The sequence below is a fragment of the Rhodoplanes sp. P11 genome (assembly GCF_964266735.1).
GTDB lineage: Bacteria > Pseudomonadota > Alphaproteobacteria > Rhizobiales > Xanthobacteraceae > Rhodoplanes > Rhodoplanes serenus.
Window position 1 is genome coordinate 317,783 of the sequence record NZ_CAXWGY010000018.1, and the last position, 20,070, is coordinate 337,852.

Genomic DNA, 20,070 nt, shown 5'->3' on the forward strand with positions numbered 1-20,070 from the left:
CCGTGGCGGCTGATAGGGCGGGCTGCCGCTTGATGAACACAAATCGAATTGTAGCCGAAATCCGATCCTGCTTGTAGCCGGCAAGACCCGATCCGCAGGATCTTCCGGACACCCGGATCGGCGGAGACGCGAATGCCTGAAGCGGAAAAACAGAACCTGGTCCGTGCGCTTGACGATCTCTTCCGCCTCTCCGCGCTTCAGGCGGACTGGAAGGATCTCGACGAGGATGCCGTCGCCGAAAGCCTTGCCTCGGTGCTCGTGAAGACCCTCCGCGCCGACTTTGCGTATGTGTCGATCGCGACGCTGCATGTCGTTGTCGAACTCGCTTACGGTCCCAGCGGACGCCTTCCGCCAGCGTTCATTCCCACGATCCGGAATTCCCTCCTGAACGCGGTCGGCGACGGCGGGAAGATCGTCAGTCCCATCAGTGGCAATCAGGTCACGGTCCACGCAACACCTATTGGCAATCACGGAGAGGCAACCCTCATCGTCGCATCGGAACGACCGGATTTCCCGACGGACGTCGAGACGCTACTCCAGCGGATGGCCGCGAGCCAGGCCATGCTGGAGCTACGCCGGCGCGAGAAGACCGCTCCCAATGCATATCTCGCTAGGCTTATCGAGGCTTCCTCCGACTTCATGGGAATCATGAACCTCCAGGGCCGGCCGCTGTTCGTGAATCCCGCCGGCCTACAGCACGTCGGCTTGGCCGACATGCGCGAGGCCTCGGAGTTGCATATCGCCGATTTCCTGGTGATCGGCGACCGCGATCAGTTGCGCTACGGTGTATGGCATCGACTTCTCTCCGAGGGGCACTGGACCGGTGTGCTGCGGCTCCTCAACACCAAATCAAAGGAAGCGAGGCCTTTCCTCTTCGATTGCTATCGCCTCGATCTGCCGCCGACGGGCCCGGTCGCAGTGGGTGTCATTGGCAAGGAGGTTTCCAGAACCTCAAAGACATTGATTGAACTAAAGGACGGAGCGTCCCCCGCGATCACCGATGAACGCGAGGAAGCGGCCGCGCGCTTGCAGAGCCTTAGCGAGCGCGAGCGGCAGGTGCTCGTCAGGCTAGCGGCTGGCCAGGCGCACAAGCAAATCGCCCACGACCTTGGCATCAGCATCCGAACCGTCGAAGTCCATCGCTCGCGGATATTGCGGCGCCTCGGGGTGAAAACCGTCGCTGAGGCGATCAAGCTCGCGGTTCTCGCGGGTCTAAAGGAGTAGCGCTGCCTGCGACGATCTTCACCCTTGACCTTTCGATCGTCCCATCGGGTTGGACGGTCGCAGCGTTCGGTGGCGCGTCCGAGACGTCGGAACGAGAAACGATGTATTTGGGCATCGTTCGAGTAACGGCTCAGCATATGCCTTGCAGTCCTATCGGCTAAAGACGCTCCAAGCTCAAATTCTACTATAATCTGGCCATTTGTCCGTTAAGAGAATGCCCGTAAGGGGATTCCACAAATAGTCCCTTACACCTGCCACTTCATATCCTCACCCCGACCGTCCCCTTTCCTTGGGCGGCGCCGTTCTCGAAAGGGGTGCCGATGTTTCGTTCCGCGGGATGTGCCGACTCAGATTTTCGATCAAGTACTATTCGAAACGGGAAGGACTTCCACTCGATCAGCATTCTGCGTACGTTTCAGCGCGATCAAGATGTCTTTGAATGCGATCATCGTTGTGATTGGTGGTATCGAATAGTCTCGGGTGCTACCCGCAAATATCGAATCCGCAGCGATGGACGCCGGCAGATCGCGGATATCCACCTGCCCGGAGACTTCTTTGGCTTCTCGTCAAATGAGAAGCACGGGTTCTCGGTTCAAGCGATAGTGGAAGGAACAACAATCGCCTGCTATCCACGAGGGAAGACCGAGGCTCTCGCGGATTCGGATCCATCGATTGCGCGGTTCATCCGAGTGAACACGTTTGCAGCGATCGAGAGGCTCGAACAGCAGATGCTGGTTGTCAGCACAATGTCGGCTCCTGAGCGCGTGAAGGCATTCCTGGTGCATTTCCGAGACAGAGTTGGACGGTCTGGTGAAGATGATCTGGCGCTCCCCATTACACGCTACGATATTGCCGACCTGCTCGGCCTCTCAACTGAAACCGTTTGCCGAGCGTTCACCGATCTTCGCGAACGCGGGGCAATATCTCTGGAAGGCCCCCGGCAGGTCACCATAATTCGGCCTGGGAGCGGTAACGATTGATTTGCACACGCCTCGACTCCCTTGGACAAGGAGGGCCCTACTCTTGGTGAGGGCGCAACTCTGGCGTACTATGCATCTCTTCGGGAGTGCCAGAAGCATCAGCGGTTTTTGCCTGCTCATGCTGTAGCGCATCCACCGTAGCCGTTGCCTTCGTATGCGTTAGACCAAGCCCGCTGAGGGTCGCCTCGGCCATTGCCAGACCCGCATTGTGCTCTCCCAAGATCGCCCGCGTCGCGCCGTGCGACAGGAGATATGAGCGATCCGAATCATTGTGTGCGCGCACCAGAATCTCGACGCGCGCGTTTATTTCTCGGGCGCGCTCCAGCACACGCCGGGCCTCATATCCGTCTGGAACTGCAATAGCGATAAGCCGAGCACGGTCTGCTCCCGCAGCTTCAAAGATGCCTGGCGCTGAGGCATCGCTCTGTATCACCGGGGCACCCTCGTCTCGGAACCTTTCCGCACGTCGGCGATCGCGCTCGATCACAATGTGCGACACCCCCGCTTGTCGCAGGGCTGCGGCGACCGTACGTCCCACCCGACCGGCACCAACAACAATAACGTGGTCCGCCCATTTCCTTTCATGCCCTTCAATATTCAAATCGGATAGGCGGTCCGCTCGCGCGTTCGTCGCAGCTCCAACTCTCAATTTCGCCAGGCGTGGTTCGGCGAGTTTCGCCACGGCAAATGCAAACGGGTTGAGGGTAATCGAGAGCAAGGCTCCGGCAAGGATAAGATCACGGCCTTCCGTTGGCATCAGTCCCAATGACACACCGAACTCAGCGAGTATGAAGGAGAACTCGCCAATCTGCGCCAAGGCGGCCGAGACGATCGCAGCGGTTGAAAGCGGATAGCCGAGTGCGACCACAATCGCCGCAGCCGCAAGAGCCTTGCCTACAACGATCACCAAGACCACGGCAATCACAGCCAACGGGTCCGTGACAAGGATGGAGGGATCGAACAACATGCCGACGGAGACAAAGAACAGCACCGCAAAGGCATCCTGCAGCGGCAGAGACTCTGTGGCTGCCCGATGGCTCAGTTCGGACTCGCTGAGCACCACGCCCGCGAAGAATGCGCCAAGTGCAAAGGACACGCCGAACAATTCCGCTGAGCCATAGGCGATGCCGAGCGCTATCGCCAGCACAGCCAGCGTAAAGAGCTCCCGAGAGCCTGCGCGGGCTGCCTGCTTGAGAAGCCAGGGTACGATACGCCGTCCAACGACCAATACGAGAGTTGCGAATACGCCCACCTTAACGAGCGTCAGCCCGAGCGTGAGACCAATATTGGCCGCTCCTGTGTGGCCCACCATGTCCGGAGCATGCACGGCGACGGGCGCAGCGAAAACTGGCAATACCACGAGCGCGAGGACCATGGCGATGTCTTCCACAACTAGCCAGCCGACTGCAATCCGTCCGTTGGCGGAGTCGAGCAGGTTCAGCTCATCCAGCGCGCGCAACAGGACAACCGTGCTCGCGACCGAAAGCGCAAGGCCGAACACCAGCCCAGCGCTCAGATCCCATCCCCATGCCCTTGTCAGGAGGGCGCCAATGGCCGTTGCACTGACAATTTGGATAATCGCGCCGGGGACCGCGATCACACGCACGACGAGAAGATCGTTGAGCGAGAAATGCAACCCTACCCCGAACATCAGAAGGATGACACCAAGCTCGGAGATTTGCTTGGCCAACTCCACATCGCCGATAAAGCCAGGCGTATTCGGACCGATTGCAACTCCTGCCAGGAGATAACCGATCAACGGCGGCAGGCGCAAAAACCGTACAAACAGCCCCAAGCCAAAAGCAAGCACCACCCCGAGGGCCAGCATTGCGATAAGCTCAGTCTGGTGAAGCGGCATGGTGTCGTGTGATCGGTGTTGGTCATCGATAAAAAAGAGATAAGCTTCCCGCATTATAATCGAACTGACGGACGACAGAATTATGCTGACTTGCAGCGTCCGCCGCCTCGTAGGGACCACGGCGCCCTTGGCGCAAGAGAGGCAGCCCACGAAAAATCGCTGGTCTCGTGTAATCCCGCTCCACCATGCAAGTTAGCCCGCAACCTCGCTAGCGACCATTCCCTACAGGGTGACGTTTCGTTGCGCGCCTTGGTCTGATGGGCGCCGCGGTAGGTACAAATGCACTTGGGTCCCAGCCCCTACCTCACTGTCGATGCGCACTCGTCCGCCTGACTGCACGACGAAGCCATAGACCTGGCTCAATCCCAATCCCGTACCCTTGCCGTCGCCCTTGCTGGTAAAGAAAGGCTCGAACGCCCTGGCCTTCGTCTCGGCATCCATGCCGATTCCTGTGTCCTTGACCGTGATACGGATGAAATCCGGCTGGTCCTCCGGCCCGCTCTCGCCCGCTGCCACGCTGGTCTCGATCGTCAGCGTGCCGCACCCATTCATGGCATCCCGCCCGTTGACCGCAAGATTCAGCAGCGCGACATCAAGCTGATCGGCATCGACCTCCACGACTCCGACATCCTCATTCAATTCGGTCCGAATGCCGATAGCGCCGCCCAACGTCTGGCCGAGAATGGATGCTATCGACGCAATTCGTTCGTTAACGTTCACGATTTTTGGCGCCAGGACCTGATTACGCGAGAATGCCAACAGTTGCCCGGTGAGTGCCTGGGCATTCTGCGTGCGCTGCATGATCTCGTGAATGAGCGCGTCCACATCCGACGCTGGCGCTCCTTCCCGAATCTTCGTGCCAATAAGCCGCAGACCGGCCTGGACGACCATGATGAGATTTCCGAAGTCATGGGCAATGCCGGCAGCAAGTCTGCCCAGCGCCTCCAGTTTTTGCGGTTCACGCAGTCGCTCTTCCTCGGAGCGCTGAGCAGATACTTCCCGTAGGTTGGTAAGAAGGCCTTCGGTCATGCCATGGCCGTAGCTGCTGGTTTCGTCCTGGCGAGCGCCGCGAGCTCCTTTTCATCGAGCGTCTCCTTTTCCAAGAGCTTTCGGGCAATCCGGTCCAAAGTGTCTCTACGCTCACGCAGCAGATCGACAGTCCTCTGGAAAGTCTCATCCACAATGCGCTTTACCTCTTCGTCAATCGCGGAGGCGGTTTCCTCGGAGTAGGAACGTTCCTGCGGCCCGTAATAGGGTTGGTCGGCGGCGAGGGAGGAGCGCCCGTCCTTCTCCAGCGCGACATGGCCGAGCCGCTCCGACATGCCGTAGCGGGTGACGATGGCGCGCGCGATGTCGGTCACCTTGGCGAGGTCGTCGGCGGCGCCGGTCGACAGATGCCCGAACACGATCCACTCCGCGGCGCGGCCGCCGAGAAGCACCGCCATCTTGTTCTCCAGCTCCTCGCGCGTCATGAGAAAGCGGTCCTCCGTGGGCCGCTGGATGGTGTAGCCGAGCGCGCCGACGCCTCGCGGGATGATGGAGACCTTATGGACGGGATCCACGCCGGGCAGCGCCATGGCGACCAGCGCATGACCCGTCTCGTGACAGGCAACGATCTCGCGCTCCTTCGGGTTGAGCAGCCGGTTGCGCTTCTCGAGCCCGGCCACGATGCGCTCCACCGCGTTGTTGAAATCCTCCATCGTCACGGCATCGGCCTTGCGGCGCGTCGCCAGCAGCGTCGCCTCGTTGACGAGATTTGCGAGATCGGCGCCCGTAAAGCCCGGGGTGAGCGCGGCAATCTTCTCCGCATCCACCTCAGGCGCGAGCTTCGCCTTCTTCAAATGGACGTTCAGGATCTGGATGCGACCAGTCTTGTCGGGCCGGTCGACCAGGACCTGGCGGTCGAAGCGGCCGGCTCGCAGCAGGGCCGGGTCGAGAATCTCGGGGCGGTTGGTCGCGGCCAGCAGCACGAGGCCTGTCGATGAATCGAACCCATCCAGCTCGACCAGGAGCTGGTTGAGCGTCTGCTCCTTCTCATCGTGACCGCCTACAAGCGGTCCGATGCCGCGAGCCCGGCCGAGCGCATCAAGTTCGTCGACGAAGATAATCGCCGGCGCCTTGGCGCGGGCCTGCTCGAACAGGTCGCGCACGCGGGCTGCGCCAACGCCGACGAACATCTCGACGAACTCGGACCCTGAGATCGAGAAGAAGGGGACGCCGGCCTCGCCGGCGACGGCCTTGGCCAGCAGCGTCTTTCCGGTGCCGGGCGGGCCGACGAGGAGGACGCCCTTGGGCATACGGCCGCCGAGCCGGCCATAGCCCTGCGGGTCCTTGAGGAAGTCGACGATCTCCTTCAGCTCGTCCTTCGCCTCGTCGACGCCGGCGACATCATCGAATGTCACGCCCGTATCTTTTTCGACATAGACCTTCGCCTTCGACTTGCCGATTTGCATCAGTCCGCCGCCGATGCCTCCGCCCATTCTCTTGAGCATGAACATCCAGATGCCGATGAAGAGCACCACGGGGATGACCCAAGATAGGAGGTCGCGCAGGAAGGTACTTTCGATCTGGCCGCTGACGACGACGCCGTGCTGCTGCAAATCGCGCGCGAGGTCCGGCTCGACCCGCGTCGTGATGAACATTGACCGGCCCTCGACGGGCTCTCTGAACCGCCCTTGAATAAAGCGATCCGACACAGCCACCTCGGCGATCCTGCCGTCCCGCAGATAGCTCTCGAATTGACTATAGGGTATCTGCGCCACCTGCGTGGCCGTCGTGAACAAATACTGAAACGCCATCAGGAAGAAGAACGCCGCGATCCAGTACCAGATGTTGAACTGCGTTTTCTTGTCCATTTCCATCGCCGCCGACTCCGGTTACCTGATGATCAATAGCAGGCGGCCGCCATTCCGCAGCAGCTCTACGGCGAGTGTGGTGAGACGGTCGGAGGTCCAGCGGCGGATATCATCGACCGATGTCACGGGCATCCGATTGATCGCCAGGATCATGTCGCCCGGGCGAAGGCCGGCACGAGCGGCGCGACTTCCAGGAGTTACGCTGTCGACAATCACGCCGTCCGATCCGGCCTCTCGTGCTTCCTGGCGAGAAGCGTTCCGCAGACTTGCGCCTTCGAACGCCGTTCCGGCCAACTGCGAGGACGCAGTGCGCCCGCCGGCCTCGATCCGAACCCTGACCTCGCGCACGCCGTCGCTGCGCGCCACCGTCAGCCTGACATCGGTTCCGGCGGGCGTGAGGCCGATCCGGTTGCGCAGGTCGGCCGATCCGAGAACAGCGCGTCCATCAACAGCGGTGACGACATCCCCAACCCGCAAACCGGCCCGCTCAGCCGGTGAGCCTGACTCGACATTGGCGATCACGGCACCCCTCAGGTCGCCAAGCCCCAGCGCCTCCGCAAGGTCCGGAGTGACGTCCTGGATGCCAATGCCGATCCGGCCGCGCCGAACCTCGCCATGAGCAACAAGTTGGTTCATGACGGTGACGGTCATATTGCTGGGCACCGCGAAGCCTATGCCGATATTGCCGCCGGCCGGGCTGAGGATCGCTGTGTTTATGCCGACGAGCTTGCCATCCAGCGTGACCAATGCGCCGCCCGAATTCCCCGGGTTGATCGAGGCGTCTGTCTGGATGAAATCCTCATAGCCCTCGTTGTTGATCCCGCTGCGCCCAAGCGCGCTGACGATGCCGGAGGTCACCGTTTGACCCAGGCCGAACGGGTTACCTATAGCAACCACATAGTCCCCGACCTTGAGACGATCGGAATCGCCGATCTCTAAAGCGACGAGATTGCGGCTCTCGACCTTGAGCAAGGCGATATCCGTCGCCTGATCCGAGCCGATAAGCTCGGCAGGCAGGCGCCGCCCATCCTTCAGAGTCACCGTGATTTCCCGGGCGTTCGCCACAACGTGGTGATTGGTGAGCACATGGCCTCTCGTCGCGTCGACGATCACACCGGAACCGGCGCTCATACGCTGCTGAGGCGGCGGCGTGTCCGGCAGGTCAAAAAAGCGCCGAAAAAAAGGGTCGTTGTAGAGCGGATTGGACGCTGCGGGCGTTTCCGAAATGACAGAGATGTTGACGACCGCAGGTGTGACCCGTTCGAGGACGGGCGCAAGGGTCGGAAGTTGCCCCGCTATGCCTGGAACCGCCTGTCCGATGGAGGGAGAGGGCAGTCCGACCGCAATTGCCGCCACCGCGCAGAGAACGATGATGGTCCGGCGGGCGACCGTATCCTTTCTGATCATGTGCAATCTCCGTTTGATCCTACGATTGGCTTCCTCCTTTCCGTCTGAGGTCAGACGGAAGATATGCAAACCGGCCCGGCCTTCTGGCCGGACCGGTCATGCCGACATGCATCACGCCGTTGAGAACGGACGGTTACGGACCAACCAGATGCTGCCGCCGGCCACCACGGCGACCACGATGCCGGCAATCACATGCGCCCACATCGCGGCCGTCACGGCCGAGAAGCCAAGTGCCCAGGGCGCGATCACGGCCCAAAGGCCAGCCACCAGATTGATCCACTCTTCAGCCTCATGGAACGCAAAGACGGCAGCAGCCGCGATCACGGCGACGGCCGCGCCTACGATCCAGGCGTTCCACGCGGCATAGGCTTCGCTGGTGAAGCCGAAATACCAAGGCGAGAGCAGAAGACCGAGACCGGCAACGATATTGACGACATCGAAGGCCGTCCGGTTACTGGAAGACAGTGACTTTACCATTGTTCATTCCTCCTTGTCGGTTGGATGCGTCATCAGCAGGCGTTTGCATGCCCATCGACGAGTGGTCCCGCGATGACGATCATCAGTGAACGATCTGGCCATGAGAGAGCGCCGCACCAGCACCCCCGGCGCTGCCGTGACACTCATGGCGCACTGGGGGTGGAAGCAGGCTTGTCGGTTCCCGGCTCGGCAGGAAAGGACCGAGTTCCTCCTTCGTGAAGGCGCCCGCTGCGATCTCGTGCAGCGCGAGATCGACCGTGCTGGTCGCCGGCCGGTCGAGCCGCGGAGGGTGCCCCCTGTTGAGTGCCCGGCTGCGAGCTGCGGCTGCCAGGGTCAACGCGAAGCGGTTTGGCAGAACCCTTTCGCAATCAAAGACGACAGACGGGTCCATGGCTGCACCTCACGCCGCCTTTCGTCTGCTGCGAGCAACGCTGCCGGCCGCCGCTTCGCGTTCAAGCGCCAGCAAGGCCTGCTCGACCTCGTCCAGACGAGAGGGCCGGTTGTTCTCCGGCATCCCCTCGTTCGTGGCCTGATCGATCAGGTACTCGGTATAGGCCCAGTTCATCAGGATCGACCGTTTGGCGTCGAGCGACAAAGCCGCATCCGCCAAAACCTGCATTGGCGACTCCCAGGCTTCCGGACCAGAGGGGTCGTTCCGATTGGCGGCATCCTCCAGAGCCTTTCCGTAGGTCCCCTGCAGATGCGTCAGGCCGAGCTTCTTCAAGGTTGCATTGGAGAACGGATGCGTCATGTGCTCCGCGCGAGCTGCTCTCTGAGCTCGATGAACGTTACCCTCCACGACATAGGCCAGACCTTGCCGTTCGGCGTAGCGAACCGCCGAGTCGAGCGTCGGAAAGCTGAGCTCGACCTGAGCCAGCGTGTCGTCGCTGCCGGTCCAGCCCATCAGCGGCTCGATGAACGGTGCGCGGCGCGGCTCAAAACGGAGCTTCCAGCCCTTCGTGCGCGCCTTTCCCGAAGTCATCACCGAGCGGGACGGCCTATAGATGCGGGCAACAGCATCTTCAGGGAAAACCGAACGCCCCATCGAAAGCGGCGGAATCCGATTGTCGTTGAGGGGCCATACCGATGGCACCGTGGCTGATCTGCTATTTTCTGTCTGTTTGACTGTCTCCATCATTGCTTATCCCTCCCATTCTGGCGAAGGATGCCGCTGACGGCGGCCCGTCGGCCCGCCGTCAACGGTCAAGGCTGTCAGCTCTTGATCGCGATGCGCTTCACCTGCGACTGCGCCCTCGGGCTCTTGGGCAGCACGATGCTCAGCACGCCATTCTTGAAGCGCGCCTCGATCTTGTCTTCCTCGACCTCGACGCCGAGCGGAATGCGGCGCTCGAAGCGGCCATAGAAGCGCTCCGAGAACTGCTTGTCCTTGTCCTCAGTTTCCGAGCGCTTCTCGCCCTTCAGCGTCAGCACACCGTCGTCGAGCAGGACCTCGATATCCTTTTCTTCAAGGCCGGGGACTTCCGCACTCACCCGGATGTCCTTGTCGGTTTCGGAGATCTCGACATTCGGCCAGGCCGCGCTGAACGACGACAGCGAACCGAACGCCGGCAGGCGACTGTCGAAGGAACGGAAGACGTCGTCAAAGAGCCGGTTCACCTCGCGGTGCAGCGAGAGAAACGGATTGCGATCCTCGTCGCGAAACACGGTGGGGGCCTGGTTGCTGGAGCGGCCCCAAGGGATCAGATCACGGACACTCATATTTGCTTCTCCTTCTGTTCGTTGATTTGGCAAAGCTATCCGGTGGGTGCCGGGCACGCTGCCCGGCACCTTGCAGGAACCGCGCTGTGGCAAGCCTCAGGCGGCGAGCTTCTCGGTTTCGGTCTTCCTGGCCTCAACCCTCGGCAGCGCCTCGCCGGTGGCGATAGCGATCCGGCGCGGCTTCATCTCCTCGGGGATTTCGCGCTTCAGCTCGACCGTCAGCAGACCGTTGACAAGGCTGGCGCCGACGACCTTCACGTGGTCGGCAAGCTCGAAGCGGCGCTGGAAGGCACGGCCCGCAATACCGCGATGCAGATATTGCCCGTTCTCTTCAGATTCGCCGGACTTGTGGCCCGCCACCATGAGCATGCTCTGCTCCTGCGTGATGGTCAGTTCGTCCTCGGTGAAACCGGCCACCGCCATGGTGATGCGGTACTCGTCCTCCCCCGTCTTGACGATGTCGTAGGGCGGCCAATTGTCGATAGACGCGACGCGCCTCGCATTCTCGAGCGCGTTCAACATTCGGTCGAAGCCGACGCTCGACCGGAACAAGGGAGAGAAATCCAAAACGGTGCTCATAGCCACATCCTCCTTTGAGCAACATGGATACAAGACTTCACGGCGGACGCCGGGCGCTGTTGGCGCCCAACCGATCGCCGCCGGCCCCGGAGTGGCAGCCGGCGTTTTTTGATTTAGTTCAGCGCTTTAGCGGTTCAAGAGGCGAATCCCCCCGATCAGCCTGGATTCGAACAGACCACCAGGCGCTCGACCCACCCGTGCAGCGTGTTCGCGTCGGTCAAGCCGGCTTGCCGGGCTACCACCTTGCCTTCCGAAAAGGCCAAAAGAGCCGGGATCCCCTGGACCCCATATCGGCGCGCCGCCTCAGGATTTTCATCGACATTCACCTTCGCGAACCGGGCTCTCGGCTCAATCGTTTTCGCGGCTTGGGCGAAGATCGGCGCCATCGCCCGGCAAGGGCCGCACCAGGGCGCCCAGAAATCCACGACCACCGGAATGTCGGAATTGGCGATGTGCCTCTCCAGTCGGGCGGCATCAAGTTCGGCCGGCGTTCCTTGGAACAGCTTCGCGTGGCATCGGCCACACTTTGCCGCCTCGGCCGGCCGATTCACCGGCACGGCATTGATACTGTCACAGTTCGGGCAAACGACGCGACGTTTCTCCATCGACGTGATTCCTTATGCAAACACTTTCCCTTCATTTGGGGAGCGTTCGCACCGGCTACCACGATTGGCATCTCTCAAATGCCGTCCTTATATCACCACTGCTCGTGGCGTCGTCCGGCGTTCACGGCACATCACTCAAAGGAACGAAAGGATACAGGTTGAAGAAGGAGGTTTAGCCATGGACAGCCATGCAGGCCCTTTAAATGTCCGGCCGAGCCGAATTGAGCAGCTTGAGGCTGATTTTGCTTCACTTGCGCCGCAGCTTCCCGACAGTGCCGAAAGGAAGGCTTTGTCCGTCCTTCATGGCATGGTGCAGGAGCTCTGGCGCATCCAGGTGTCCGGCAATGCGAGGCAGGTCCGGTCCGGCCCCACCATTGATGACATCGTCGATCTCCATGAACACGCGCCCCCAATGGAGGGCGATGCTGTCAACACGCCGCTTGCCGTCGGAGAACCCGCGCCCGACTTCGCGCTTCCCGACGCGAATGGCCGCACCATTCGCCTGTCCGACTATCGCGGCCGGCGTGTCGTCCTCGCCTTCTATCCGCTCGACTGGAGTCCGGGGTGCAGCCGCCAGCTCGATCTTTATCAGCACGAGCTCGATGAGTTCCGCAAGCGCGGCGCCGAGGTGATGGGCATCTCCGTCGACAGCCTTTACAGCCATGGGGCGTGGGCGACCGTGCGCGGCCTGACCTTCCCGCTGCTCGCCGACTTCAATCCGAAGGGCGACGTCGCGCGCCGCTACAAGGTCTGGCGCGAGGCCGACGGCTTCTCCGAAAGGGCGCTCTACATCGTCGACGAGAGCGGCATCATTCGCCACGCACAGGTCTCGCCGAAGCTCCAGCATGTCCCCGATATCTACGAGTTGCTCAACGCACTGGACCAATTGGCAACAGCTAAGGCGGCTTGAGGAGATTTGGACCATGTATGCGTCAACCTACTCCCCTTTTGCGTACCGTCCCCAGGTCGCGGACGTGGCCGTGTATGGCAGCCGCTGGTGCGGCATCACGATGATGGTGCGCCGCCATCTGGACCGAGCAGGCATCCCCTATCGGTTCATCGACTGGGACCTCCATCCCGACGCTCGCAATCAGCTCGAATGGCTGGCGGGTGGGCGGATCGGAAGCCCGACTGTGACGATCGGCGGCCAAGTGCTCGTCCAGCCATCGCTGCGGGAGCTCGACTGGGCTCTGAGTCGAGCGGGATATCGTTGAAGCACGCAATTTGACCGCGACGGCCGGCGACCGAGATCACAACGTCTCGGCCGCGCGGTCGTCGCCCACCACGACAAGGACACGACGGAGGACGGTCATGACCAAGGAGGAAGTCACCGCCATTCTCGGGCCCGTCGACGAGATCTTGATTGCGGAGATCAACCAGACGGGAGCGACGTCTGAAGAGCTGGCGGAGGCGTGGGCGTGGCTCAACGCCGATGAGGCGCTGATCAACGAGGCGCGGCCCCATCCCTCCGGACGCGTCGGCGCGCTTGTTAAAATTCTTGAATCAATCGAGCCCGATCTGGAAGCGTAACGCTGTCCCGTCTGGCCGAGCACATGGGCCTTCAGGGCTCGTCATCCACCGCTCTATGCCATGCCGGCCTTGCGTCAAGGAGGCAGACTGGAACCGTTCCCACGTTCACGGGCTTCGCGCTCGCGAATCTCCTGTGCAATCTCGAGACAGGCGAGCAATTCGACATAGCTTGGAGCGCTCCCCAGTGAGCTGAGGTGCAGGCAGCGCGTGCGATCCGCCGGCGAGAACTTAGGCCACGAAGCCTTCAATTGGTCGCTCGCCTCCCGCTCCCTGTCTAGACATATTTGTAGGAATTCCGGCTCTCGGAGAAGCTCGGCGATCCCGCGGCAGAAGGGTTCGGCACTAAAGTTCGGCACGGGTCCTCCCGCCAGCACGAGAAGCACCATGGCCGCTCCTTGCAAAGCAGACGGCATGCTACTTCATCACCTCTATGGGCGAAGCCCTTTGACGCCGCGCGAAGAGATCAGGCGTGGTTCGTTCCCCCCGCTCCACTTGCGGATTTTCTTGGGCAGCTCGTGAAGGCGGCGCTGCTCCGACCCGCTCGACGGTGGCGCTTGAAATTCGTTTAGCCGGACCTAACTCCAAAGCGACGGCGGATGGCCATCCGCCGTCGCTTTGGCACAATTTGGTTTGGTGGGCCGGAGGACGAGGACGCGTTTCCGGCCGTTGCGTGATCGCGTTGTCAAGCGCATCGAGGCCGAAGAGCGCATAACAGATGGCTTCATCATTCCGGTCACCACCGCGAAGGAGAAGCCGCAACAGGATGAGGTCGTGGCCGTGGCTCAGCCCTTCGGGCCCTTTGCCAATAATCCGGGAGGCTAGCGAGATGTTCACAGGGGCGGTTCTCTCGATGGTATTCGTCTCGCATATGAGCGTTGCCGCAGCATTTCCGTTTCTCGCGTTGCAGAGCATCGCACTCAGAAGCCTGCAGACTGCCCCAGTTGAAGGTCCGTCCAATCCCGCGCTGCGCGTTCCGAATTGGGAGCGATCGGTGTCGGCAGCGGAAGTCGGATCTGATCCCGACGCGCTGATCAGGGAGCCGGAAAGCAGGAAGGCTGCGTAGGCGGCGCCAACGTTTCCCAGGTTGCGCTCCGCGTCTTGCGATTATGGCAACGCGCCCGTGCCGTCATGCTGCTGGCTTTTCTGCGACTACCACCCGAAGCAACTCTGACGCGGCATGGTGAGCCTCGGCCCATCCCGACCTCTGTTTGCACGACCTCCAGATCGATCCCGCTGCTCACTCGTTGCATCGCTCTCGCGAAGCCTCACCTGGCTGCCGTAGGCATTCCTCAACCGGTCGGCGATGTTAGCCATCAGATCGCATCGGCTTCGCTACTACCACTCTCGCTGGTCTCAGAAGGCGTTCATGGATAGTGAAGCCTTCTTCCAGGACCTGCGTGACAGTTCCTGGCGGGTGAGATTGGTCCGCAGATTCCATCAGCGCCTCATGCAGGGTTGGAACAAAGCGCTCTCCCAGGGCAGCGATCTTCTTGATCCAAAGCGCTCGAGGGTCTGAAGAAAAAGGCGCAACGTTGTCGCGACGCCTTCTACCAACGCGTCACTCACCTGGTCCTCCGTCCGCCTTTTCGCGTCGAGAACGCGCTGCAGATTGTCGAGAATCGGTAAGAGCTCGCGCGAGAATTCCGCTACGGCAAATTTGCGCGTCTCTTCCATGTCACGATCCGCCCGTCGCCGAACGTTCTCAGCTTCAGCCAACGCACGCAGCAGGCGATCTTGGAGCGACGCATTCTCCGCGAGCAACGTTCCAATATCTACGGCCTCGGTTGCGACTACCTCATCTTCTTTGTTGTGTGGCGACGACATGCTCGCTCCTGACACATCCCATGAATCCCGATCCTCGCCGGCCTTTGTCAGCCGGCCTGAACAGACTGCCTTCGGCCGACCATTCGCACAGGCTAGGAACAGCCGCCCTGACAACCGTCAGTTCACCTGTAGGGGGCGCCTGGCCGAAGCGACGCACCGCGGATCGGCCGGCGGGTCCCATTACTCGTCCGAAGGCCCTGCAGACCCAGCCCGCGCGCGGTAGAAAGTCGGGACGAACCATCGAGACCGTGGCCAAGTTCGCGCTGGATATTCGATCTACGCGTGAATCATGCGTGGTCGCGGATTTCGCGCGTGCCCCTTTCCAGAACGTCGATCTGGTCCTTTCGGTCTTGTTCGCGAACCAGCCAGTAAACGGCGCCTAAGGCAATAATGGCTGCAGCCAGCGCCAAGACGTGGCTTGCTGTCGTTGTCGAAATATCAATGATGATAAACTTTCGAATCACCGCCAGCATTGCGATCAGAACAACTGTGCGGACCTGTACAACGCTCTGCTGACGTCTGACCATTATCAAGATCGAATGCTTGAACTCCAGAGCGATAATAACGGTCAGAATCATTCCGAAGACGGTTTGGAAGACCGCCGGATCTGTCGGGTCGAAACTTGACAGAATGAGGCTGAACAAGATTTTGGCGGCCAAATGCCAGACAGCAGAAGCGATGACGACGATGATCAGCCCAGTCAGAGCCAGCACGACCACCTGCTCGAACTTCTCGTAGGTGCTCGCCAGATGCCATTGCGCTGTGTTGATATCCAACCGTTCGAGCAACTTCATACTCCGCTCCCTTCGCACTTACGCAGCACGACCTTCAGGGCGGCAAGCAGGTCACGGTTCGTCGTTCCCCTTCAGCAGAATGGGGCGCCGACTACGGACTTCCGCCAAGATGCGATGCTGCAGCTCGGTCGGCTGTACGCCGATCGCATCGCACAATTCGCGCAACGTCTTTCGTAGACCGTGCATCTGATCAATGAGGTCCAGGATGATTGCAACGCCCTCTTCATTGACGCCCAGGTCATTGCGCAGGTCTTGAATCAGTTGCACACGTGAGACGTCCATCTCCGAAAAGGCCGGTCCCTGCTCCGTTCGCCGCGGGCGCAACCAACCCTCAGCAACCCATGCCTCAATGATCTCCTGACTGAGCCTCACGCGCAGAACAAACTCATTGAACTCGAGCATTCATTCCCCCATGCCGCCGCGCGGATTGTGGCTCTTGCCTGCGGCCCATCCTTGTACGAACCGCTCCAGTTCCGGGTCGGGCTTGTCCGGCAGAACGATCTTCAGCCTGACGTATTCATCACCACGCGTTCCGTTTGCCCGCGGCACACCCTTGCCGCGCAGGCGCAGAACGGTCCCGGAATTGGAGCTTTTGGGAACCCTCATCGTCACCGGCCCACCAGGCGTTGGAACGGAAATCTTGCTCCCCATGACGGCTTCGGTAAGCGAAATAGGAAGCTCCAGGTGGATGTCGTCCCCCTTGCGGGTGAAGATCGGATGGGGTTTGACGGTGATCTCGATAAAGGCATCGCCGGGCGGGCCTCCGCCGACGCCGGCGCTTCCCTTGCCGGTGAGCCGCAGTACCTGCCCGTCGCGCGCGCCCGGCGGAACCGTCACGTCCACCGTCGAGCCGTCGGCGAGGGTGACACGGCGCACCGCACCGTTGACGGCCTCCAGGAATTCCACCGGCAGGCGGTAATGCGCATCCTGCCCCCGCATTCTCAGGTTAAAACGTCCGCCGCGACCGAAAATGCTGGAGAACAGGTCACCTTCATCGCTGAAGTCTGAGAAACCCTCCGCCGTGGCGTAGGGATGCTCGCCGGCGCCCGCTCCGGCAAAATCCCGGTAGTAGCGCTGGCGCGGGCGCTCATGACCCTCGGCGTCGATCTCTCCGCGATCGAAGCGCGCGCGCTTTTCGGGATCGCTCAGCAGGTCATACGCCGCCGAGGCCGCCTTGAACTGCTCCTCGGCCTGCTTGTTGCCGGGATTGAGATCGGGGTGCAGCTTCTTTGCCAGCTTGCGGTAGGCCTTCTGGATCTCCTCCTGACTGGCCTCCTTCCTCACACCCAGCACCCTGTAGGGATCTTCGCTCAATCAACACTCCGTCGCGGTTCGATAGAGACCTATATTCTTGCCATGGATATGAGGATGCTACCGGGGAGCGCAAAACCTGGTCATCGGCGAGGCGAAGCCCGCCCTCATGATGAATCGCTTCGCCTATTCAGGCGGCCACGACAATGACGGTCGTCAATTCACGACCGATCTGCATCGGGCACACTGTGGTCAGCCCACAATGACCGCGCGGCGTTTCGGATTCCGCACGGAGGCGAGACGTCGCGTCCTACCCTCCTGGAGCACCACGCGTCATAACCACACAGGAGATTCCACATGTCCGTCCGACAACTCTCCAAGAGCGAATGGCAATCGTACTGCGATCGCGTATCCAAGGGATTGCAGGGAAAGTGTGCTCAGATCGAGGTCGCTGCACTGCCTTTGGGGGATCAAATCGCCACCAAGTGGGTTCCGATCCTCGGCATCACCTATGATCCCAGGAACGATATCGTCGACATCGCCCTCGAGGGCCTCGATCACCTGATACATCGTCCGCGCAGCATGGCCGTAGACGAAGGCGCCACTGGCCTCTCGAGCATGGAAATCATCGACGGCGAGGGGCGGAAGCAGATCGTCAAGCTCGCGGAGCCGCTCATGCTTCCGCCCCCCGGCCGGTAATGTCGGCCCGACGCCTGGTTCGCAACCGATCGGCGCTCGGGCGCTGCCCGTCACGTTCACGTCGTCGTCACCACGCGGACCGGCCCCTGGCGCTGCAGCACATCGACGACCACCTGTGAACGAGACCTGCGCAGCGTAACGTCCGCCGAACCTCCATCGAGCGCCAGATTGCGGATGGTGACCTCTTCGAGGAACGCCGGCAGGACCGGCTCGTCGAACCTGATCTGAATCCGCTCCGCATCGAAACCGAGCCCCAGGCAAGACTGGAGCATGAACAAGGGCGCTCCGGCCGCCCAAGCCTGCGGTGTACAGGCCACGGGATAGAAGGTCGGACCCCTGGTCTGCTGACGCGCGAAGCCGCAGAACAGCTCGGGCAGGCGCCGAAGATCGATATAGGTCGACGCGGCGAACAGACCTTCGAAAATCCGGGCCGCTTCACGCTTGAAGCCGTAGCGTGCAAAGCCGGCGGCGATCAGGGCGTTGTCGTGGGGCCAGACCGAACCGTTGTGGTAGCTCATCGGGTTGTACCGCGGCTCCGTCGTTGCAACGGTGCGGACGCCCCAGCCCGAGAAGCACGCCGATCCCGTCAGGGTCCTCACCACCGCTTCCGCGCGTTCCGGAAACGCCAAGCCCGTCAGCAGGACATGCCCTGCATTGGAGCCGCGCACCCGGCAAGGCCGCTTGTCTCCGTCCAGCGCCAGCACATAGGTGCCGAGCGACTCATCGAAGAAGCTTGCATCAAAGGCAGTCCTGATCGCCTCCGCCCGCCGCTCGAAGCCCTCGGCCTGCTCCGCCCGTCCGGAAGCTCGCGCGATAGTGGCTGCCGCACGCCAGGCCCCGTAGGCATAAGCCTGCGCTTCCGCGAGCGCGATCGGTCCCCTGGCAAGGGAACCATCGGCATGGAAGACCGAATCGTGGCTGTCCTTCCAGCCCTGGTTGACCAGGCCGTCGCGATTGCGCCGGCCGTATTCGATGAAGCCGTCGCCGTCACGGTCGCCGTGCCGATCCATCCAGGACAGGGCCGCCTCGATATTCGGCCACAATCGATGAAGCGTGACGGCATCGCCCGTCCGTTCCAGATAGGCGCCGGCCAGCATGACGAAGAGGGGCGTCGAATCGACGCTTCCGTAATAGCGGCGGAACGGCACCTCCTTCAGTTCGGCCATCTCGCCGTAACGCACCTCGTGCAGGATCTTGCCGGGCTCGGCATCGGCGATCGGATCGAAATCGGTTGCCTGGTTCGCCGCGAGATGGAGCAGGACGCCGCGCGCGATCGCCGGGTCGAGCCAGAGCGTCTGCAGTCCCGTGATCAGCGCGTCGCGGCCGAACGCCGTGCTGAACCAGGGAATGCCGGCATAGGGAAAGGGCCCCTCCGGCGTATCGGTGACCAGCATGTAGAGATCGGACACCGAGCGGCGCACCGCCTCGTTAAAGATCTCGTTCGAGGTCTCCACTGCCGCGGCCCGTGCCGACGACCCGCGCAGCGCGGCCCGCGCGGCCCGCAGCGCGGCACCGAAGCCGCGCCGCAGCGGCCCGCCACCGGCGCCGTCGCAGGCGATCTCGATCACCACCGTCCTGGCCTGGCGCGGCGAAAGGTCCAGCACGAACGAAGCGTGGCTGGCGCTGATCTCCTGCGGCGCGGGATCGAACCGGAGCGTCGTCGTCCGCCGGCGGCCGTCGAGGCCAAGATAGGCGAGCGTCACTTGATCGGCTTTCACCTCCGGAGGCTGCATCTCGCCCCAGCGCTCACGCCGCGCCCCGCGCACCTCGAACAAGTCCGCGAAGTCTGCGGAGAAGGCGAGCTTCAGGGTGACCCGGTGCGGGCGCTCGTCGAAATTGCGGATCGCCAGGCGCTCGTAGCACGCGCCCTTCCAGAGAAACCGGGATCGCCGCAGGTGCACGAGATCGTGATCGAGAACGATCCGCCCTTCATCGTCGCTAATGTCGGGATTGGTGAGATCGCAGGTCAGCGTTGCATTGTCGTCGCGCAAGGTCGAGGAGAGCAAGAGAGGATGCTGGCCCTCGATCGTCAGATAGAGATGCGAAAGATACCGCGTGTCGCGGTGAAACAGGCCCTCCGGGCTTCCCGGCCATGAGACCGCGTCCCCGTTGTGATCGAACACGGCAAAGGTATCGCCATGCTTGAGCGTTCGCGGCCGTCGATCCTGCAGCGACGTGGCCACCGGAATAAGAAACTGCGCGGTCGTGTCATCAGCATCAATTGGCACGAGGGCACGAGCAACCGCATCGACATTGACGTGCTTCATC

Annotated in this window: 21 protein-coding genes and 2 pseudogenes; 7 read left to right on the plus strand and 16 right to left on the minus strand. The window is 61.7% G+C overall.

Going from position 1 to position 20,070, the window contains the following annotated elements:
- Positions 1 to 132: 132 nt before the first annotated feature.
- Positions 133 to 1,224, plus strand: coding sequence for a LuxR C-terminal-related transcriptional regulator (locus ACFQUV_RS18295; protein ID WP_129608310.1), 1,092 nt, complete (start codon positions 133 to 135; stop codon positions 1,222 to 1,224).
- 320 nt (positions 1,225 to 1,544) lie between these two features.
- Positions 1,545 to 2,204, plus strand: a complete 660-nt coding sequence (locus ACFQUV_RS18300; protein WP_129608309.1) for a helix-turn-helix domain-containing protein — start codon at positions 1,545 to 1,547, stop codon at positions 2,202 to 2,204.
- Positions 2,205 to 2,241: 37 nt separating this feature from the next.
- Here the strand turns inward: ACFQUV_RS18300 and ACFQUV_RS18305 are convergent, their stop codons facing one another.
- From ACFQUV_RS18305 to trxC, 10 genes are all read right to left on the minus strand, one after another.
- Positions 2,242 to 4,062 (minus strand): cation:proton antiporter, encoded by a 1,821-nt coding sequence (locus ACFQUV_RS18305; RefSeq protein WP_129608308.1) that lies wholly within the window; start codon positions 4,060 to 4,062, stop codon positions 2,242 to 2,244.
- A gap of 222 nt (positions 4,063 to 4,284) precedes the next feature.
- Complete coding sequence (locus ACFQUV_RS18310) at positions 4,285 to 5,091, minus strand: ATP-binding protein (RefSeq protein WP_129608307.1); 807 nt, start codon at positions 5,089 to 5,091, stop codon at positions 4,285 to 4,287.
- Positions 5,088 to 6,923 carry an ATP-dependent zinc metalloprotease FtsH gene (ftsH, locus tag ACFQUV_RS18315; protein WP_207211414.1) on the minus strand — a complete coding sequence of 612 codons (1,836 nt, stop codon included), beginning with the start codon at positions 6,921 to 6,923 and terminating at the stop codon, positions 5,088 to 5,090. The genes ACFQUV_RS18310 and ftsH overlap by 4 nt, the downstream gene beginning before the upstream one ends.
- 15 nt (positions 6,924 to 6,938) lie before the next feature.
- The gene (locus ACFQUV_RS18320; protein ID WP_129608306.1) at positions 6,939 to 8,324 is read right to left on the minus strand and encodes a DegQ family serine endoprotease; all 1,386 of its coding nucleotides are present in this window, start codon (positions 8,322 to 8,324) and stop codon (positions 6,939 to 6,941) included.
- A gap of 111 nt (positions 8,325 to 8,435) precedes the next feature.
- Positions 8,436 to 8,801 carry an SPW repeat protein gene (locus ACFQUV_RS18325; RefSeq protein ID WP_129608305.1) on the minus strand — a complete coding sequence of 122 codons (366 nt, stop codon included), beginning with the start codon at positions 8,799 to 8,801 and terminating at the stop codon, positions 8,436 to 8,438.
- Positions 8,802 to 8,883: 82 nt separating this feature from the next.
- Positions 8,884 to 9,192 (minus strand): DNA-directed RNA polymerase subunit omega, encoded by a 309-nt coding sequence (locus ACFQUV_RS18330; protein WP_129608304.1) that lies wholly within the window; start codon positions 9,190 to 9,192, stop codon positions 8,884 to 8,886.
- A 9-nt stretch (positions 9,193 to 9,201) separates the two neighbouring features.
- The gene (locus ACFQUV_RS18335) at positions 9,202 to 9,936 is read right to left on the minus strand and encodes an ETC complex I subunit (protein WP_371851691.1); all 735 of its coding nucleotides are present in this window, start codon (positions 9,934 to 9,936) and stop codon (positions 9,202 to 9,204) included.
- A 77-nt stretch (positions 9,937 to 10,013) separates the two neighbouring features.
- Positions 10,014 to 10,520: an Hsp20/alpha crystallin family protein gene (locus ACFQUV_RS18340; RefSeq protein ID WP_129608302.1), complete on the minus strand. Its 507-nt coding sequence runs from the start codon at positions 10,518 to 10,520 to the stop codon at positions 10,014 to 10,016.
- A gap of 96 nt (positions 10,521 to 10,616) precedes the next feature.
- Positions 10,617 to 11,099 (minus strand): Hsp20 family protein, encoded by a 483-nt coding sequence (locus tag ACFQUV_RS18345; RefSeq protein ID WP_129608301.1) that lies wholly within the window; start codon positions 11,097 to 11,099, stop codon positions 10,617 to 10,619.
- A 155-nt stretch (positions 11,100 to 11,254) separates the two neighbouring features.
- Complete coding sequence (gene trxC / locus ACFQUV_RS18350) at positions 11,255 to 11,704, minus strand: thioredoxin TrxC (RefSeq protein ID WP_129608300.1); 450 nt, start codon at positions 11,702 to 11,704, stop codon at positions 11,255 to 11,257.
- Positions 11,705 to 11,882: 178 nt separating this feature from the next.
- On the opposite strand from trxC, the gene ACFQUV_RS18355 reads away from it, so the two are divergent.
- The 3 genes from ACFQUV_RS18355 to ACFQUV_RS18365 all read left to right on the plus strand — a co-directional run bounded on the left by ACFQUV_RS18355 (position 11,883) and on the right by ACFQUV_RS18365 (position 13,234).
- Positions 11,883 to 12,614: a peroxiredoxin gene (locus ACFQUV_RS18355; protein WP_129608299.1), complete on the plus strand. Its 732-nt coding sequence runs from the start codon at positions 11,883 to 11,885 to the stop codon at positions 12,612 to 12,614.
- Positions 12,615 to 12,627: 13 nt separating this feature from the next.
- The gene (locus tag ACFQUV_RS18360) at positions 12,628 to 12,918 is read left to right on the plus strand and encodes a glutaredoxin family protein (protein ID WP_129608298.1); all 291 of its coding nucleotides are present in this window, start codon (positions 12,628 to 12,630) and stop codon (positions 12,916 to 12,918) included.
- Positions 12,919 to 13,015: 97 nt separating this feature from the next.
- Entirely contained in the window at positions 13,016 to 13,234 is a 219-nt protein-coding gene (locus ACFQUV_RS18365) for a hypothetical protein (RefSeq protein ID WP_129608297.1), read from the plus strand.
- A 74-nt stretch (positions 13,235 to 13,308) separates the two neighbouring features.
- On the opposite strand, the gene ACFQUV_RS18370 is transcribed toward ACFQUV_RS18365, so the two are convergent.
- Complete coding sequence (locus ACFQUV_RS18370) at positions 13,309 to 13,620, minus strand: hypothetical protein (protein WP_165363820.1); 312 nt, start codon at positions 13,618 to 13,620, stop codon at positions 13,309 to 13,311.
- A gap of 247 nt (positions 13,621 to 13,867) precedes the next feature.
- Between ACFQUV_RS18370 and ACFQUV_RS18375 the strand changes: the two are divergent.
- A pseudogene (locus tag ACFQUV_RS18375) lies at positions 13,868 to 14,014 on the plus strand (hypothetical protein); the annotation flags it as partial.
- Positions 14,015 to 14,540: 526 nt separating this feature from the next.
- On the opposite strand, the pseudogene ACFQUV_RS18380 reads toward ACFQUV_RS18375, so the two are convergent.
- From ACFQUV_RS18380 to ACFQUV_RS18395, 4 genes and pseudogenes are all read right to left on the minus strand, one after another.
- A pseudogene (locus ACFQUV_RS18380) lies at positions 14,541 to 15,058 on the minus strand (nucleotide exchange factor GrpE).
- A 287-nt stretch (positions 15,059 to 15,345) separates the two neighbouring features.
- On the minus strand, positions 15,346 to 15,852 hold the full coding sequence (locus tag ACFQUV_RS18385) for a phosphate-starvation-inducible PsiE family protein (RefSeq protein WP_129608295.1): 507 nt from the start codon (positions 15,850 to 15,852) through the stop codon (positions 15,346 to 15,348).
- A 51-nt stretch (positions 15,853 to 15,903) separates the two neighbouring features.
- Entirely contained in the window at positions 15,904 to 16,254 is a 351-nt protein-coding gene (locus ACFQUV_RS18390) for a chaperone modulator CbpM (protein ID WP_129608294.1), read from the minus strand.
- The gene (locus ACFQUV_RS18395) at positions 16,255 to 17,166 is read right to left on the minus strand and encodes a DnaJ C-terminal domain-containing protein (RefSeq protein WP_129608293.1); all 912 of its coding nucleotides are present in this window, start codon (positions 17,164 to 17,166) and stop codon (positions 16,255 to 16,257) included.
- Between the two features lie 294 nt (positions 17,167 to 17,460).
- Here ACFQUV_RS18395 and ACFQUV_RS18400 point away from each other — a divergent pair, with 294 nt between their 5' ends.
- Complete coding sequence (locus tag ACFQUV_RS18400) at positions 17,461 to 17,802, plus strand: DUF5335 domain-containing protein (protein WP_129608292.1); 342 nt, start codon at positions 17,461 to 17,463, stop codon at positions 17,800 to 17,802.
- Positions 17,803 to 17,858: 56 nt separating this feature from the next.
- Here ACFQUV_RS18400 and ACFQUV_RS18405 read toward each other — a convergent pair whose 3' ends face one another.
- Positions 17,859 to 20,069 (minus strand): amylo-alpha-1,6-glucosidase, encoded by a 2,211-nt coding sequence (locus ACFQUV_RS18405; RefSeq protein WP_129608291.1) that lies wholly within the window; start codon positions 20,067 to 20,069, stop codon positions 17,859 to 17,861.
- Between the last annotated feature and the right edge of the window lies 1 nt (position 20,070).